Annotated in this window: 12 protein-coding genes; 10 read left to right on the top strand and 2 right to left on the bottom strand. The window is 64.8% G+C overall.

The features are described 5' to 3' along the window. Positions 1-13 precede the first annotated feature (13 nt). The 10 genes from PO883_RS09060 (at position 14) to PO883_RS09015 (ending at position 10,607) form a co-directional block, all read left to right on the top strand. On the top strand, positions 14-1,264 hold the full coding sequence (locus PO883_RS09060; protein WP_289309468.1) for a lipopolysaccharide biosynthesis protein: 1,251 nt from the start codon (positions 14-16) through the stop codon (positions 1,262-1,264). Next, on the top strand, positions 1,261-2,526 hold the full coding sequence (locus PO883_RS09055) for a hypothetical protein (RefSeq protein WP_289309467.1): 1,266 nt from the start codon (positions 1,261-1,263) through the stop codon (positions 2,524-2,526). Before PO883_RS09060 ends, PO883_RS09055 begins: the two co-directional genes overlap by 4 nt. Beyond that, the gene (locus tag PO883_RS09050) at positions 2,432-3,577 is read left to right on the top strand and encodes a glycosyltransferase family 4 protein (RefSeq protein WP_289309466.1); all 1,146 of its coding nucleotides are present in this window, start codon (positions 2,432-2,434) and stop codon (positions 3,575-3,577) included. The genes PO883_RS09055 and PO883_RS09050 overlap by 95 nt, the downstream gene beginning before the upstream one ends. 230 nt (positions 3,578-3,807) lie before the next feature. Next, positions 3,808-4,512: a hypothetical protein gene (locus PO883_RS09045; protein WP_289309465.1), complete on the top strand. Its 705-nt coding sequence runs from the start codon at positions 3,808-3,810 to the stop codon at positions 4,510-4,512. Beyond that, positions 4,509-5,282, top strand: a complete 774-nt coding sequence (locus PO883_RS09040; protein ID WP_289309464.1) for a hypothetical protein — start codon at positions 4,509-4,511, stop codon at positions 5,280-5,282. Before PO883_RS09045 ends, PO883_RS09040 begins: the two co-directional genes overlap by 4 nt. 28 nt (positions 5,283-5,310) lie before the next feature. Then, complete coding sequence (locus PO883_RS09035) at positions 5,311-6,540, top strand: glycosyltransferase family 4 protein (protein WP_289309463.1); 1,230 nt, start codon at positions 5,311-5,313, stop codon at positions 6,538-6,540. Positions 6,541-6,993: 453 nt separating this feature from the next. Continuing rightward, positions 6,994-8,190: a DegT/DnrJ/EryC1/StrS aminotransferase family protein gene (locus tag PO883_RS09030; RefSeq protein ID WP_289309462.1), complete on the top strand. Its 1,197-nt coding sequence runs from the start codon at positions 6,994-6,996 to the stop codon at positions 8,188-8,190. Further along, positions 8,187-8,777: a sugar transferase gene (locus PO883_RS09025; protein ID WP_289309461.1), complete on the top strand. Its 591-nt coding sequence runs from the start codon at positions 8,187-8,189 to the stop codon at positions 8,775-8,777. The genes PO883_RS09030 and PO883_RS09025 overlap by 4 nt, the downstream gene beginning before the upstream one ends. A gap of 10 nt (positions 8,778-8,787) precedes the next feature. Next, the gene (locus PO883_RS09020; RefSeq protein ID WP_289309460.1) at positions 8,788-9,390 is read left to right on the top strand and encodes a phosphatase PAP2 family protein; all 603 of its coding nucleotides are present in this window, start codon (positions 8,788-8,790) and stop codon (positions 9,388-9,390) included. Positions 9,391-9,410: 20 nt separating this feature from the next. Then, positions 9,411-10,607, top strand: coding sequence for an acyltransferase (locus tag PO883_RS09015; protein WP_289309459.1), 1,197 nt, complete (start codon positions 9,411-9,413; stop codon positions 10,605-10,607). A 691-nt stretch (positions 10,608-11,298) separates the two neighbouring features. Here PO883_RS09015 and PO883_RS09010 read toward each other — a convergent pair. Then, positions 11,299-12,012 (bottom strand): trans-aconitate 2-methyltransferase, encoded by a 714-nt coding sequence (locus PO883_RS09010; RefSeq protein WP_289309458.1) that lies wholly within the window; start codon positions 12,010-12,012, stop codon positions 11,299-11,301. Positions 12,013-12,066: 54 nt separating this feature from the next. Further along, positions 12,067-14,367, bottom strand: a complete 2,301-nt coding sequence (locus tag PO883_RS09005) for a DUF1565 domain-containing protein (protein ID WP_289309457.1) — start codon at positions 14,365-14,367, stop codon at positions 12,067-12,069. Positions 14,368-14,552 lie beyond the last annotated feature (185 nt).

The raw sequence follows: 14,552 nt of genomic DNA, 5'->3' as shown, positions 1-14,552 counted from the left end.
CATGGAGTCGGCCATGAGCGCGCGCCTGCCCGCCTACTGGCGCAATGTGATGACCGTGCTCGGCGGTGCGCTGGGCGCGCAAGCCCTGCCGCTGCTGGCCGCGCCGCTCATCACGCGCCTGTGCACGCCGGCCGACGTGGGCGCGTTCAGCGTCTGGCTGGGGATGGTGGCGGTGGCGGCCATCGGCGCCACGCTGCGGCTGGAAGCGGCCATGATCCTCGACCACGACAGCGCCGCCCAGCGCACCTGCTTTTCGGTGGTGGCTTACAGCGCCAGCGTCACCGCCATCCTGCTGACCGGCTGCGCGCTGCTGGCGCGCCTGCTCGGGCTGCCCATCGCCGCCCATCTGTCGTGGCCGGCGCTATGGACGCTCGGCCTGGCCACCTGGATGACGGCCTACATGCAAACCACCCTCGCCTACGCCACCTCGCGCAATGCCTTCGGCAAGGCGGCCCGCGCGCGCATCTGGAGCGCCGGCGTGATCGCGCTGGCGCAGGTGGGCTTGCTGGCGCTGGGCGTGGGCGGCGTGGCCCTGGTCGCCGGCCAGCTGATCGGGCTGGCGGCGGGATTGCTGGCCGCCATGCTGCTGCTGGCGCCGCCGCAGGCATGGCCCGGCTGGCGCCTTGACGACGGCCAGCGCCGCTACCTGCGCCGCCACGACAAGTTCTGGCGCTTCTCGCTGCCGTCGAACTTGCTCAACGTCATCGTCGGACAATTGCCGCTGCTGATGATCGGCGCCCGTCATGGCGCCCTGGCGGCCGGCCTGTTCGCCCTCACCCAGCGCGTGCTGGGGGCGCCGATTGCGCTGCTGGCCGCGTCCGTGCTGGAAGTGTTCAAGCGCCAGTCGGTGCTCGACTTCCAGGCCCACGGCAATTGCCGCGATGCCTACCGCTACACCTTCAAGGCGCTGGCGCTGCTGGGAATCGGCCCCTCGCTGGTGCTGCTGCTGTTTTCGCCGCCACTGTTCGCCTTTGCGTTCGGCGAGACCTGGCGCGCCGCCGGCGAGCTGGCGCAACTCCTGGCGCCGCTGTACTTCCTCAACTTCATCGCCAGCCCGCTGAGCTATGTGTTCTTTGTCGCCGGCAAGCAAAAGGTCGACCTGGTGTGGCAGGTGGCGCTGTTCGCGATGACCGTGTCGGTGTTTGCCGCGCCGGGCAGCTTGCGCCAAAGCGTGCTGTGGTACGCGGCCGGCTATTCCCTGCTCTATCTTGTCTACTTGCACATGTCGTACCAGTGCGCGCAAAACCGCATGGCGGCCGCATGAAGCCGATCGCGCACACGGCGGGACGCGAACATCGGGCCGGGATGCTGGCCTTCTTTGCGCTGTTTCCCGGCTTCTTTTTCTATCACACCGCACTCGGGCTGGGAAAGATTCCAGCCGTGCTCGGTGGCTATTTCGCGCCGGTCTCGCTACTGCTCTTGCCGATGCTGTGTTTCGTCTACGCCAGCAAAGTCCGGCGCGATACGAATTATCTCGGCAAGAGCGATATCGCGTTCTTCCTGTACCTGGCGTATTTCGCCTTGATCGTCGGCGTGAACGCCGTGGCGGGCGCAAATATCGTGATCGTCACCAATCATGTACTGAGCATCATCTTCATAGTGAACGTGTTCTTTGCCTTCCGCCTGTGCGACCTGGACGAGCGGCGCTTTCGCCAGATGGCGCTGGGGAGCTTGCTGGCCATGTCGGCCATCGTGTTTGCCTACGCGGTCGATGGCTCGTTTTACCTGGCGCCGCTCGGCACCGCCAAGAATCCCGAGAGCCTTGCATCCTACCAGGGGTTTTCGCGTTCGTATTTGTTTACCTTCGCGGCGGCGATTGCCTATACCCGCTCCGGGCCGCTGCGCATTTTTCTATACTGCCTGGCCGCGCCTACCCTGTTTGTGAATACCGCGCGCAGCGAATTTGTCGCCATGCTGTTCATGATTCCCATTATCGAGCTCTATCATACGCGGCATAAATCGTTCATGACCGCCATCTTTATCGTCCTGGGCCTCCTGCTTTATTCCAGCCTCGACCAGCTGTTATCCATGCTGCCCAGCAACCGGGTATTGGAGCTGCTTGACCTGTCACAATCGACCTCGGCCAACAAGCGTCATCATCTGAGCGAATATGCGCTCAATTCGATCGCCCAGTTTCCCATTTTCGGCGATTACGCCAGTTATTCACCCGGCCTGTATGCGCATAATGTGCTCTCCGCCTGGGTCGATACCGGCATGGCCGGATTCCTGTTCGTGCTGGGCATCTTGATCGTGCCCGCGATTCCCATGTTTTTCAAAGGATATTTTTCGCGCCAGCGCGACAGCGCATTCATCCTGGGATTCTCGCTGTGCTGCATCACGGTGCTGCTCCTGATTACCTCCCACTATTTTACCGACATGCTCATCGGCGCCACCATGGCGGCGTACTCATCCTACCGGTATGGAATGACACATGCTCTCAATCGCCCATCTGACATCGGCCCATCCGCGCCGCGACACCCGGATCTTCGTCAAGCAATGCCGGACCCTGGCGCGGCAAGGATATAGGGTCACCCTGGTCGTGGCCGACGGCCTCGGGGACGAGCACGACAGCGGCGTCCACATCAGCGACGTCGGGCACAGCCCGGGACGGGTGGGACGCATGCTGGCCAGCACGCGCCGCGTCTTGCGGCGCGCGCGCCAGATCGATGCCGATATCTACCACCTGCATGATCCGGAATTGATTCCCGCCGGACTGCGCCTCAAGCGGCTCGGCAAAATTGTCATTTTCGACGCCCACGAAGACTTGCCGCTGCAATTGCTGGGCAAGCCCTACCTCACGCCACTCCTGCGCCGCCTGCTGGCCGCCGCCTGCGCCGTCGCCGAACGCCACGCTTGCCGCCGTTTCGATGCGATTGTCGCGGCGACACCGTTTATCAGAGACAAGTTCTTGCGGATCAACCCAAACACGGTCGATGTCAACAACTACCCCCTGCCCGGCGAATTCGACGCCGACGCCCCCTGGCGCGAGAAACGCCAGGAAGTGTGTTACGTCGGCAGCCTGTCGGCCCTGCGCGGCATCGGCGAACTGGTCGAGGCGGCGCACTTGTTGCAATCGCCCGCCCGCATCACGCTGGCCGGGCGCTTTTCCGAGGTGGCGCTGGAAAACGCCCTGAGCGCGCTGCCCGGCTGGCAGCGCCTGAACCGTCCCGGCCATCTGGACCGCGAGGGCGTGCGCGCCGTGATGGCGCGCGCCCTGGCCGGCCTGGTGACGCTACACCCGGAACCCAATTACCTCGACGCCCTGCCGGTCAAGATGTTCGAATACATGGCGGCTGGCATTCCCGTGATCGCTTCCGATATTCCCCTGTGGCGCGCGATTATTCAAAATCATCAATGCGGCGTGTGCGTCGATCCGCTCGACCCGGCCGCGATTGCCGCCGCCATCGATTATTTCGTACGCAATCCGCAGATTGCCCGGCGCATGGGACGCAATGGCCGCCGCGCGATTCTCGAGAAATATAACTGGCCGGCCGAATCGGAAAAACTGATCCAGCTGTATCAGGATGTGCAAGCAGCGGCCGGCCAGCGGCGGCTTGCCGGCAGCCACGGCATATAGCGGCCGATATTCGTATCTCCACCGAAATGAAATGATGCGGCGACCCTGATTGATAACAAAACACCGCGCTTGCCCCGTATCGATTTACGCCACTTCAAACAGCCGTCGATTCATCTGGCTACAGTAAGAAAAGCCCGAACCTTTTCCGGCCCGCAGGCGCAGCTGCCAATGCGTCCCCTATTTATTTTGACAAACAAGAAAAGGCGGTTTCATGCCGCGATGAACGCCCAATGAACAGCTTACTCGCCACCGTATCGGACCATGTTTCCACCTTCAGGCAATTGCTGCGGCTTCCTGTCGCGCATTTGTATTTCGACCTGGCCATCGCACCCGTGAATGTGCGCTCGACCTACCGCTATTACACCAAGCGCCATCCACGCTACAAAATCATCCAGCACAAGAGCTGGGGCGCCGCGCTGATCGACCTGCAGCGTTTCCAGGGAGACGCCGACTATCTCGACAGCATCAAAGGCAGGAACGGGGGCGCCCATCACATCAGGCGCGCGCGCGCGCGCGGCTACAGCGTGACCAGGATCGACCGCAACGACCATGTGGATGCCATCTTCGCCATCAATACCTCGGTCGAGGCGCGCCAGGGGCGTCCCATGGACCAGCACTACCTGGAAAAACAGCACTGCTACGACAAGCTGAGCAACTTCAGCTATTACGGCGTGCTGGATGCCGACGGCAAGCTGGTGGCCTATGCCAACCTTGGGCGCTACGGCAACTTCCATGCCTTCGAGCAGCTCATGGGTTACCGCAACAACGACGGCATCATGCATTTGCTGGTGGGGGACATCGCGGCCGGCCTGATCGACCAGGGCCTGGCGCACTACCTGATGTACGACACCTACTTCGGCGCCTTGCCCGGGCTGCGCCAGTTCAAGACCATGCTCGGTTTCACCCCCCATCGCGCGCTCTACCACCTCCGATGAAACGCCTTTTCCGACGCCTGTACAGCGACTACCTGATGCCGTCGCGCCTGCCCGAGTACGAGGCCCTGCTGCGCGACGCCGCCGGGCACGGCTACGCGCAAGTGTCGGTGCGCGACTTCCTGCTCCCACCGCCGGCGCAGGGGCGCGCGCCCACCATCGTGCACCGGCACGACATCGACAGCGACCTGCGCACGGCGGCCAGGATGTTCGCGCGCGAAGTGCGGCACGGGGTACGGTCGAGCTATTACTTCCGCCTGTCGACGCTCGACTTTGGCCTCATGCGCGCCATCGAAGACTATGGCAGCGAAGCGAGCTACCACTTCGAGGAAATCGCCACCTTCGCCAAACGGCAGCACATCAAGGATGCCGATGAAGTGCGGCGCCACCTGCCCGCCATCCGCGAGGAATTCGCCGCCAACCTGCGCCGCATCGAAGAGGGACTCGGCATCAAATTGCGCACGGTGGCCAGCCACGGCGACTTCGCCAACCGCCGGCTCAAGCTCATCAACAATGAAATCCTGGCCGATGACGCCCTGCGCGCGCGCTGCGGCATTGCCTGTGAAACGTATGACAGCGCCTTGCTCGACAAGTTCGACCTGTATATCAGCGACCGCCCGCCGCCGCAGCTGTACCACCCGATGTCCCCGCACGCCGCGCTGGGGCGCTACCGCAGCATCTGCCTGCTGACCCATCCGGTTCAGTGGGAAACCAACTGGCGCGACACCACGCGCTGCAACCTGCGCCGCCTGGCCGAGGGGCTGACATGGTAAGCGCGCGCCGCCCGCAGGAGCTTCCAGCATGAATATTCTCCTCATCAACCACTACGCCGGCTCGGTTCGGCACGGCATGGAATACCGCCCCTTTTACCTGGCGCGCGAATGGGTACGGCTGGGCCACACGGTGCGCATCATCGCCTCGGCCCGCTCGCACATCCGGGCCCAGGCGCCGCAACTGCACGGCCGCACGCAGCTCGACGAAACCATCGACGGGGTCGGCTACCGCTGGGTCGCCACCCCGGCCTACCGCGGCAACGGCGCGGCGCGCGTGCTCAATATGCTGGCCTTCGTCAGCTACCTGCAATGGCATGCGTCCCGGCTCGCCGCCGAGATGGCGCCCGACGTCGTCATTGCCTCAAGCACCTATCCGCTCGATATCTGGCCGGCGCACCGCATTGCCCGCCTGGCCGGCGCGCGCCTGCTGTTCGAGCTGCATGACCTGTGGCCGCTTTCACCTATCGAACTGGGCGGCTATTCCCGCTGGCATCCTTTCATCATGTTGTTACAGGCCGCCGAAAACTATGCCTGCCGCCATGCCTGCGCCATCGTCTCGATCCTGCCCAAGGTACGCGACCATCTGGAAGCGCACGGCATGGCGCCGCATAAACTGCATATCGTGCCGAACGGCGCCGACCCGGCCGAATGGCTGTGCGCGCCACCTGCGCTTGCCGGGCAGGCTGGCGCCGTCCTGGCAACGTTGCGGCGCGAAGGCAGATTCATCGTCGGCTATGCCGGCACGCACGGTGTCGCCAATGCCCTCGACACCCTGCTCGACGCCGCCGCCCTGGTGGCCGACCAGCGCATTGCCTTCGTACTGGCCGGTGGCGGCCCCGCCAAGTCCCGGCTGATGCAACTGGCCCGCGAACGGGGCTTGCACAATGTCCATTTTCTCGATCCGGTGCCCAAGCAACAGGTGCCGGCCTTGCTGGCCTGCTTCGACGTCGCCTACATCGGCTGGCAGCGCCAGCGCCTGTACCGGTATGGCATCGCCCCCAACAAACTGATCGACTACATGATGGCTGGGCGGCCCATCCTGCATTCGGTCGAGGCCGGCAACGATCCGGTGGCCGAAGCGCGTTGCGGCCTGACCGTGGCGCCGCAGGACCCGGCCGCCGTCGTCCATGGCCTGCTGGCCCTGTTCACGCTCAACCAGCACGAGCGAGAGGCGGCGGGGCAACGTGGCCGCGCGTATGCGCTGGCCAACCTGAGCTATCCGGTGCTGGGCCGGCGCTTTTTGCAGGCGTGCGCATGAAGCATACCGTTCATTCCCAGCGGCCGGCACATGACGGAGCAGCGATGTCCGTTGCGGGCGCGCGCGCCGGCCTTGTCCACGCAGTGGCGTTGGCCCGCTCGCTGATGCCACAGGCGGGTGCAACCTTGCCGGCAGGACCCGCCCCGGGGAGTCGTCGCGACGGTGTGCGCGGTGTCGTTCCGTCGCCGGCTGTCAAGGCAACTCGGGCCGCCGCCTGCGCGGGGGCGACGCTGGGGGATGCCGTATCAACGGCCACACGAGCCGCACCGGGGAATCATCGCGCCGATGCGCTCGGTGTCGCGCCATCGCCGGCTGTCAAGCCAACCTGGGCCCCCGCCAGCGCGGGGGTGACGCTGGAGAATGCGGAATCGATAGCCACGCTTGCCGTCCCTCCTATAAAAATTTACGCGCGGCGCGCCCGCACGCGACTATCAACTTCACGGAGCACCCATCATGCCTGAAGACCTGACACCCAAGCCGAGCCCGGCCCTGTCCGCCGCACCTCCCTTTCTCCCTTTCGCCCTGCCCGACATCGGCGACGAGGAAATCGCCGCCGTGGTCGACTGCCTGCGCTCGGGCTGGGTCACCACCGGCCCGCGCACGCGCCAGTTCGAACACGACTTCGCCGCCTACCTCGGGGGCGGCGTGGAAGCGATCTCCGTCAACTCGGCGACCGCCGGCCTGCATCTGGCGCTGGAAGCGCTCGGCATCGGTCCCGGCGACGAAGTCATCGTGCCGACCCTGACCTTTACCGCCACCGCCGAAGTGGTGCACTATCTCGGCGCGCACCCGGTCCTGGTCGACGCCGACCCGGAGACCCTGAACCTCGACCTGGCAGCGGTCGAGGCCGCGATCGGGCCACGCACGCGCGCCATCATTCCCGTGCATTACGCCGGCCTGGCCTGCGACATGGACGGCGTGCTGGCCCTGGCCGCCGCCTACCAGCTCAACATCGTCGAAGACGCCGCGCACGCCTTCCCGACGCGCTACAAGGGCCGCCTGGTCGGCACCCTGGCGAGCGACGCCACCGTCTTCAGTTTCTACGCCAACAAAACCATGACCACCGGCGAAGGCGGCATGGTCGTCACGCGCGACGCCAGCCTGGCGCGCCGCGTACGCCTGATGCGCATCCACGGCATCAGCCAGGACGCCTTCGACCGCTACACCTCGCGCACGCCGGCCTGGTTCTACGATGTCGTCGCGGCCGGCTTCAAGTACAACCTGACCGATCTCGCCTCCGCCATGGGCATCGAGCAATTGCGCAAGATCGACCGCTTCCTGTTGCGACGCCAACAACTGGCGCAGGCCTACGCCACCGGCCTGCAAGGCTTGCCGCTGCGCTTGCCGCCGGTACCCGGGCCGGGCAGCAGCCACGCCTGGCACCTGTACGTGGTGCGGCTGGAACCAGGTGCCAGGCTCGGCCGCGATGAACTGATCGCGCGCCTCTCCGAGCTCGGCATCGGTACCAGCGTGCATTTCATTCCACTGCACCGCCATCCGTTCTGGCGCGATAGCTGCGGCCTGCGTCCGGAACAGTTTCCCGTGGCGGAGGCCAGCTTCGGCTGCATGCTGTCCCTGCCCCTGTACACGCGCATGAGCGACGCCGACCAGCAACGCGTCATCGCTACCCTGAGCGAGTTGCTGACATGAGCAAGCGCCTTTTCGACATCGTGGCGGCGCTGGCCGGGCTGCTGGTGCTGGCCCCGCTGTTTGCCATCGTCGCTGCCTGTATTCGATTGGACTCGCCAGGGCCGGCTTGGTTCCGTCAACAACGCGTCGGCCGTCACGGCGTGCTGTTCGACATCATCAAATTCCGTACCATGCGCGCCGACTGCGGCCACGGCGCCCAGCTCACCGTGGGCGCGGATGCGCGCATCACCCGCATCGGCACCTTTTTGCGGCGCTATAAGATCGACGAATTGCCACAGCTGATCAACGTCCTCCAGGGCAGCATGAGCCTGGTCGGGCCGCGTCCCGAAGTGGCGCGCTACGTCGCCTGCTATCCGCCCGAGGTGCGCGCCATCGTGCTCTCGGTCGCGCCGGGCATCACGGACTGGGCATCGATCTGCTACAAGGACGAAAACGCCATTCTCGGCCGCAGCGCCGATCCGGAACGGGCCTACCTGGACATCATCCTGCCCGCCAAGCTCGACTACAACGTACGCTATGTGCGCGAGCGCGGGTTCTGGACCGACCTGCGCATTATTTTCAACACCCTGGCCGCGCTGGCGCGCTAGCGACACTGCCATGAACATGCTCATGCCCCTGCTGCACCTTGGCGATCCGCGCCTGGCCATCGCCCTCGGCGCCGCCCTGTTCGCCTGGCTGCTGGCCGCGCGCGCGTGGCGCATGGCGTGTTGCTGGGGCGTGCTGCTGGGCAGCGGGCTGGCCCTGGTCGGCGCCAGCAAGATCGTCTTTCTCGGCTGGGGCGGCGGCGTGCCGGCGCTCAACTTCAAGGCGCTCAGCGGACATGCCGCGGGCGCGGGCGCGCTGTTTCCGATGCTGTTCTGGATGCTGCTGCACGGACGCGCCGAAGGCTGGCGCCGCGCCGGGATCGCGCTCGGCCTGGCGCTTGGCGCACTGGTCGGCGCGCTGCTGGTCGCGGACGGCCAGCACAGCGTGGCGGAAGCCGTGGCCGGCTCGCTGCTGGGCGCGGCGGTCAGCCTGGGCAGCATCCGCCTTGGCGGCGCCAGCGTGTCCACCCTGCCGCCGCACGGTTTGCTGTGGGCCTTGCTGACGCTGATCGCGGCGGCGTGGCTGATGAAATCGGCGCACCTGGGCTACTGGATGATCCGCGCCGCGCGCCTGCTGTCCGGCAACGCGCGCCTCTACCCGCTCTCAATCGAATAATTTAACCGGGATACCGCACCATGAACTCGCATCCGATGCCAAGCATCCGCTTTCTGAAGCAAAGCCAGCTGGGGGAAGACTCCTGGCATTCCTTGCTTATTTCACTGCTGCGCGGCCTGGCGGCCATCGAAGTGACCGCCGCCCACCTGCGCAATGAATTCTTTCCTGGCCTGCGCACGCTGGAAAACCCGGCCTTGTGGTACCAGGGACTGGCTTTCCTGACCGGTTTTGCGCACCAGGCCGTGGTGGTATTTTTCCTGATCAGCGGTTGGCTGGTTGGCGGCAGCCTGCTCAACAAGCTCGGCCAGCCGCACGCCATCGGGCTGTATGCGATCGACCGCGCCACGCGCCTGTGGACTGTGCTGCTGCCCACCTTCGTGCTCATTCTGGCCAGCGGCATCGTCAGCGGCGTGATCGATCCGCGTGCACCGGATTTCGCGCCGGCAAACGACTATTCGGCGACTGCGCTGGCCGGCAATCTGGTCGGCCTGCAAACCGTCCTCGTCCCTGAATTCGGAGGGAACTTCCCGCTCTGGAGCCTGTCCAACGAAACGTGGTACTACGTGATGTTTCCGCTGCTGCTGATGTGCGTGGCGGCCAGTTCCGGCGTACGGCGGGCACTGGCGGCAAGCGCATTGCTGGCCGTGGGCGCCCTGCTGCCGGGCGAGATGGTGCTGTATTTCACGATCTGGCTGCTGGGTGCGGCGTTCTCGCGCGTGCGGATCGAGTGCGGAACGCCGCTGCGCATGATGATGCTGCTTGTGCTGACGATCGCGTCGGTGGTCTTCAGGCTAAATGGTCGTAACGACGATATGGGCGTCGAGTCGTTCCCGCAAGATCTGCTGCTGAGCGTCTTGTTCTTGCTGTTCTTGTCGAGTACGGTGAATCCGCTTCCTGTGAAGCAAAGGTTCCTTGCGTCGGTGCATCGGGTAGCGGTGTTCTTTTCCAATTTTTCGTTCACGCTGTACGTCGTGCACATTCCTGTACTGGGCATTATCGGCTATGTTGGCACAACGCTGTTCGGGCACCGTCACTGGAAAGCTGAAAGCCTTGGCGACCTCGGCGCTTACCTAGGCATGCTGGTCACGGTGCTCGTCAGCGCGTACGGTTTTTACCTGCTGTTCGAGGCGCGTACGTATGCGGTTCGGCGCTGGGTAAGGAACCTGTTGATGGGAAAGGAGATTGTCGCGCAGAGAACCGCGCCTGCGAAGCAGTGAACGCAAAGCCCGCTGAGGGAGATTCAGCCGGCTCACCACGTTCGACGGAACGTGCCGGCGGGCCGCGCAACGTTCGACGGAGCGTGATGGCGGGCCGCGCGACGTGGGCCGACGCGTGCGACGCTCCGGCGTGGGCTTCGATTGCCGGTGCGCAGCGATGCGTCGGCAGCCCGCACATGCCCAATGGCCGGTACGTGTCGACATGAGGCGTGGTCAGCATCCGGCCATCTGGACGCCGATGCGGCGGGCGTACACTCACGCGGACATCGCCAGGAAGCTTGCTCGCCATGCGGATGAGTTGCGGGCGCAGCGGCGGCGCCAACTACCCCGTCAGTGCCGGCATGAGGCGCGCCGGCAGGTCCGGTCGGCGGGAGTCCGATGCTGTGGACATACGATCCGGCGCACATCGTCAGGTCGGCTTGTGCGCCATGTAGATGAAGTCCGAGCGCAGCGGCAGCGCCAACTGGTTTGTCATGCCAGCATGACACACGCTGGCGGGGTCCGGTCGGCGAGACCCCGATGCGGCGGGGGGACGATCCGGCGAACGCCGTCAGGCTGGCTTGCCTGCCATGTCGATGAAGTGCGAGCGCAGCGGTGGCGCCAACTGGCCCGTCACGCCGGCATGAAGCACGCTGGCGGGGTCCGGTCGTCGGGACCCCGATGCGGCGGGGGTACGATCCGGCGAACGCCGTCAGGCCGGCTTGTGCGCCATGTAGATGAAGTGCGAGCGCAGCGGCGGCGCCAGCGTGGCAAGCAGCTCGGCCACGATGCGCGGTGCGCGCGCCAGCCGCCGCGCGATCGGCGGCGCCAGCAGCAGGCTGCGATAGCGGCTCTCCGCAGCCGGCCACATCTGGCGCAGCTCGTCACGCGTCACCCGGCGCACATTGGGATTGCGAGGGTTGTTGTAGCGGAAGTCGAACAGCATGCACCAGCCGCCGGGCGCCACGCTACGCCACATATCGCTTGCCAGCGCCGCCCTTGCGTGCGGCGCGAGGATCGATGAAAAGACAGTATTCGCCACCGCCAGGTCGAAGCTGCCCGGTGCGGCAAAGTCGAGGTCGCCCAGGTGCCAGCGAATGCCCGGTGCGCTGCGCATGCGCGCCAGCACCAGCCGCTGCTCCTGGTACTCCGTGCCGGCCAGCCTGCAGGGGTCGGCGCCCCGGTCGACCAGTTGCCGCAGAAAGCCGCCCGTGCCACAGCCGACATCGACCACGCGCAGCTTGCCAAGGTCAGGCCCCAGCGTCTGCGCGAGCAAGGTGCCGGCCACGCGCCGCCGTGCCGCATCCTGTTCGATGATGTCGGCCCGGTGCCAGGCGTACGCGGCGATGCGCTCGTCGGCCAGCCAATCGCGGTAGATGGAACGGATGCGTTGCTGTTCCGGGGAATGATCGTCGGGGAGGTCCATGCCACCATCTTAACGACGATGACACGTGCCCCTTTGACACCAGCCACAAGCCGGTCAGTGCTGGTACGCCCCCATGTCGTAGCCAGTGTCCGCATTGCGCGGCTTGCCGTCGAAATCGCTCGGCGGTGCATTGGTGGCCGTGCCTTTCCCGATGGCAGGGGATGTCGGCCGCAGGTGCAGGTCCGGCGTACCCGTGCGCGTGTAGGCGAGCAATTGCGGATCGGCGCTCACGGTAGCGCTGTGCGTCAGTCCGTTCTTGAGTCTGAAGTTGTACGTCGAGTTCTGGAACACGAGGTTGTTCGTGTAGCGGTTGCGCGTGCCCGTCTGGCCCTGCTCCGAAATGCCCATCGCATTGTCGTACACGATGTTGTTGGCGACGATGGTGTCGTTGTTGGGGCCGGTGGTGTGGTAGTAGTCGCCACCGCCGACAATGATGCCGGTGTTCGATGCGGTCACCGTGTTGTTGGTGATGATCACATTGTTCGCATCATGCCAGAGGTGAATCGCCCCTTCCGCCACGCGGTAGACCACGTTGTTCTTGACGGTCCCCGAGGTACTGACGTAAATACCCTGAACGAATCGGCAGCCCGCTGGTCCAATATCATGAACGAGGTTTCCGACCACATCGGACTTGACGCCGCGGTAGTAGCTGTCCACCCCGATGGCTGAGCCACCCGCGCTGGTACAGGCAACGGTCTTGGCGATGTGATGGATCCAGTTACCTCGGATCATGTCGTAAGAACCGCCGTTGTAGATGCCGTGAGTCCACTTGGTGCCGCCCTGCGACGTGGTGCCGTCGACATGGAAACCGATGATGTCGGTATAGTTTCCACGGTTGTCCCACGCGGTATCGTTTGAGGAGTTCGCCGGGGGCACGATTTTAGCGCCCCATTTGGTGCTTGACACGTAATAGATACGCCCGGAAGCGGTGCCGCTGACCGTGGTCTTGAAGCCGCCCGGATACGTACCCGCCGCCACGTGAATCGTGGTGCTGGGCAGCGCACTGCGCGACGCCCGCGCAATCGTCTTGAAAGGCGCCGCCGACGTGCCGCTTGCGGTGTCCGAGCCGGTGGTCGCCACGTAATAATTGTACGTGGTTGGCGGCGTGGTTGGCGTCGGGGTTGGCGTCGGGGTTGGCGTCGTGCCGCCCGCATGCTGATAGGCGCCGATGTCGAAACCGGTTTCCGCCGTCCGTGGCTTGCCGTCGAGGTCAGTGGCGGGCGCGTCCGCCATCAGTGCCGCGCCGTTTGCCGGCGATGTGCCGGCCGGACGATAGTCGCCGCCGCCGCTGCGCACGTAGTTCACGAACTGGGGTTCGGCCGCCACCGTGGCGACCGGCTGCAAGCCGTTGTTCAGCATGAATGGCGTGCCGTTACGAAAAACCAGGTTGTTGCTGTAGCGATTGTTAACGCCAGTCGAGCCGACTTCCAGCACGCCATAACGCGTATTGTCGTAAAGAATATTGTTGCTGACACGTGTGTTGTCGTTCGGCACGCTGCCGTTGTAACCGCCATCACCGCTGACCACGATCCCCGTGCTGGCGTTAAACACGGTGTTGTTGACCACCACATTGCGCGTGGCGTCGTGCCACAAGCGAATGCCAGCTTCGCTGACCGCGTACACCAGGTTGTTATCCACCCGGCTGCCGGCCGTGTTGATGAAGATGCCGAAATAGCTGGCGCAGGCGGCCGGTCCGACGTCATGCACGACATTCGCACTGACATCGTTGGCGCTGCCCTTGTAATAGCTGTCCGAGCCGATGCCGCCGCCACTGCCGGCGCAGGGGACCGTACGCGCGATGTGATGCACGTGATTGTTGCGCAGCGCGCTGTAGGAGCCGGCGGTGTACAGGCCGATCAGCCATTTGACGCCGGCCTGGGCGGCGCTGCCATCGACCTCGAAGCCGTCGATGTCGACATGGCTGCCGCGGTTGTCCCAGGCGAAGGTACTGGCGGAGTTGGCAGGCGGCACGATTTTGGCGCCCCATTTCACTTCGGACACATAGCGGATATGCGCTTCGGCGGTACCGCTGGCAGTGGTGCGAAAGCCCCCGGCGTAAGTGCCCGGAAGCACGCGAATGGTGACGCCGGGCGTGGCCGCCTGGGCGGCGCGGGCGATGGTCTTGAACGGCGCGGCCTGGGTCCCCGCATTGCTGTCGGCGCCGCTGGGCGACACATACAGGTCGAGCGGCGCCAGTGCGCCGTTGTAGGTGACGGCGGCGAACTGCGGGGCCTGGGTCGGATTGTTGCCGTTGTTGCTGGTGCTGCCGCCGCACGCGCTCAGCAGCACGGCGGCGCCACCGCACAGGCTGGCGTTGAAGCGGAAATCAGACGCAAAACTGGATAGCTTGTTCATCAAAAGTTCCTCGTTCAATCAAGTAAATGAACAAGGTTTGATCTGCGTCAAATATTTAAGTTCAGGGTTTACCCAGGTAAATTTTCCTGTGTAATCAAATGATCAAAATCACTTTCTTTCAGGAAATATGAAATCGGCATAGGGGGCGGCGAATGGCCGCTCCCCTGCCACACCACCCGGCGGGG

The sequence above is a fragment of the Massilia sp. DJPM01 genome (genome assembly GCF_030348125.1).
In the GTDB taxonomy this organism is placed as follows: domain Bacteria; phylum Pseudomonadota; class Gammaproteobacteria; order Burkholderiales; family Burkholderiaceae_D; genus Telluria_A; species Telluria_A frigida.
Note: the sequence above shows the minus strand (reverse complement) of the source record. Positions and strands in the feature narration are given on the sequence as shown.

Bases quoted from the DNA above. Each gene is read 5' to 3' on its own strand.
- PO883_RS09060 (WP_289309468.1), top strand. From the start codon at position 14: ATGAGCGCGCGCCTGCCCGCCTACTGGCGCAATGTGATGACCGTGCTC.
- PO883_RS09055 (WP_289309467.1), top strand. From the start codon at position 1,261: ATGAAGCCGATCGCGCACACGGCGGGACGCGAACATCGGGCCGGGATG.
- PO883_RS09050 (WP_289309466.1), top strand. From the start codon at position 2,432: ATGCTCTCAATCGCCCATCTGACATCGGCCCATCCGCGCCGCGACACC.
- PO883_RS09045 (WP_289309465.1), top strand. From the start codon at position 3,808: ATGAACAGCTTACTCGCCACCGTATCGGACCATGTTTCCACCTTCAGG.
- PO883_RS09040 (WP_289309464.1), top strand. From the start codon at position 4,509: ATGAAACGCCTTTTCCGACGCCTGTACAGCGACTACCTGATGCCGTCG.
- PO883_RS09035 (WP_289309463.1), top strand. From the start codon at position 5,311: ATGAATATTCTCCTCATCAACCACTACGCCGGCTCGGTTCGGCACGGC.
- PO883_RS09030 (WP_289309462.1), top strand. From the start codon at position 6,994: ATGCCTGAAGACCTGACACCCAAGCCGAGCCCGGCCCTGTCCGCCGCA.
- PO883_RS09025 (WP_289309461.1), top strand. From the start codon at position 8,187: ATGAGCAAGCGCCTTTTCGACATCGTGGCGGCGCTGGCCGGGCTGCTG.
- PO883_RS09020 (WP_289309460.1), top strand. From the start codon at position 8,788: ATGAACATGCTCATGCCCCTGCTGCACCTTGGCGATCCGCGCCTGGCC.
- PO883_RS09015 (WP_289309459.1), top strand. From the start codon at position 9,411: ATGAACTCGCATCCGATGCCAAGCATCCGCTTTCTGAAGCAAAGCCAG.
- PO883_RS09010 (WP_289309458.1), bottom strand. From the start codon at position 12,012: ATGGACCTCCCCGACGATCATTCCCCGGAACAGCAACGCATCCGTTCC.
- PO883_RS09005 (WP_289309457.1), bottom strand. From the start codon at position 14,367: ATGAACAAGCTATCCAGTTTTGCGTCTGATTTCCGCTTCAACGCCAGC.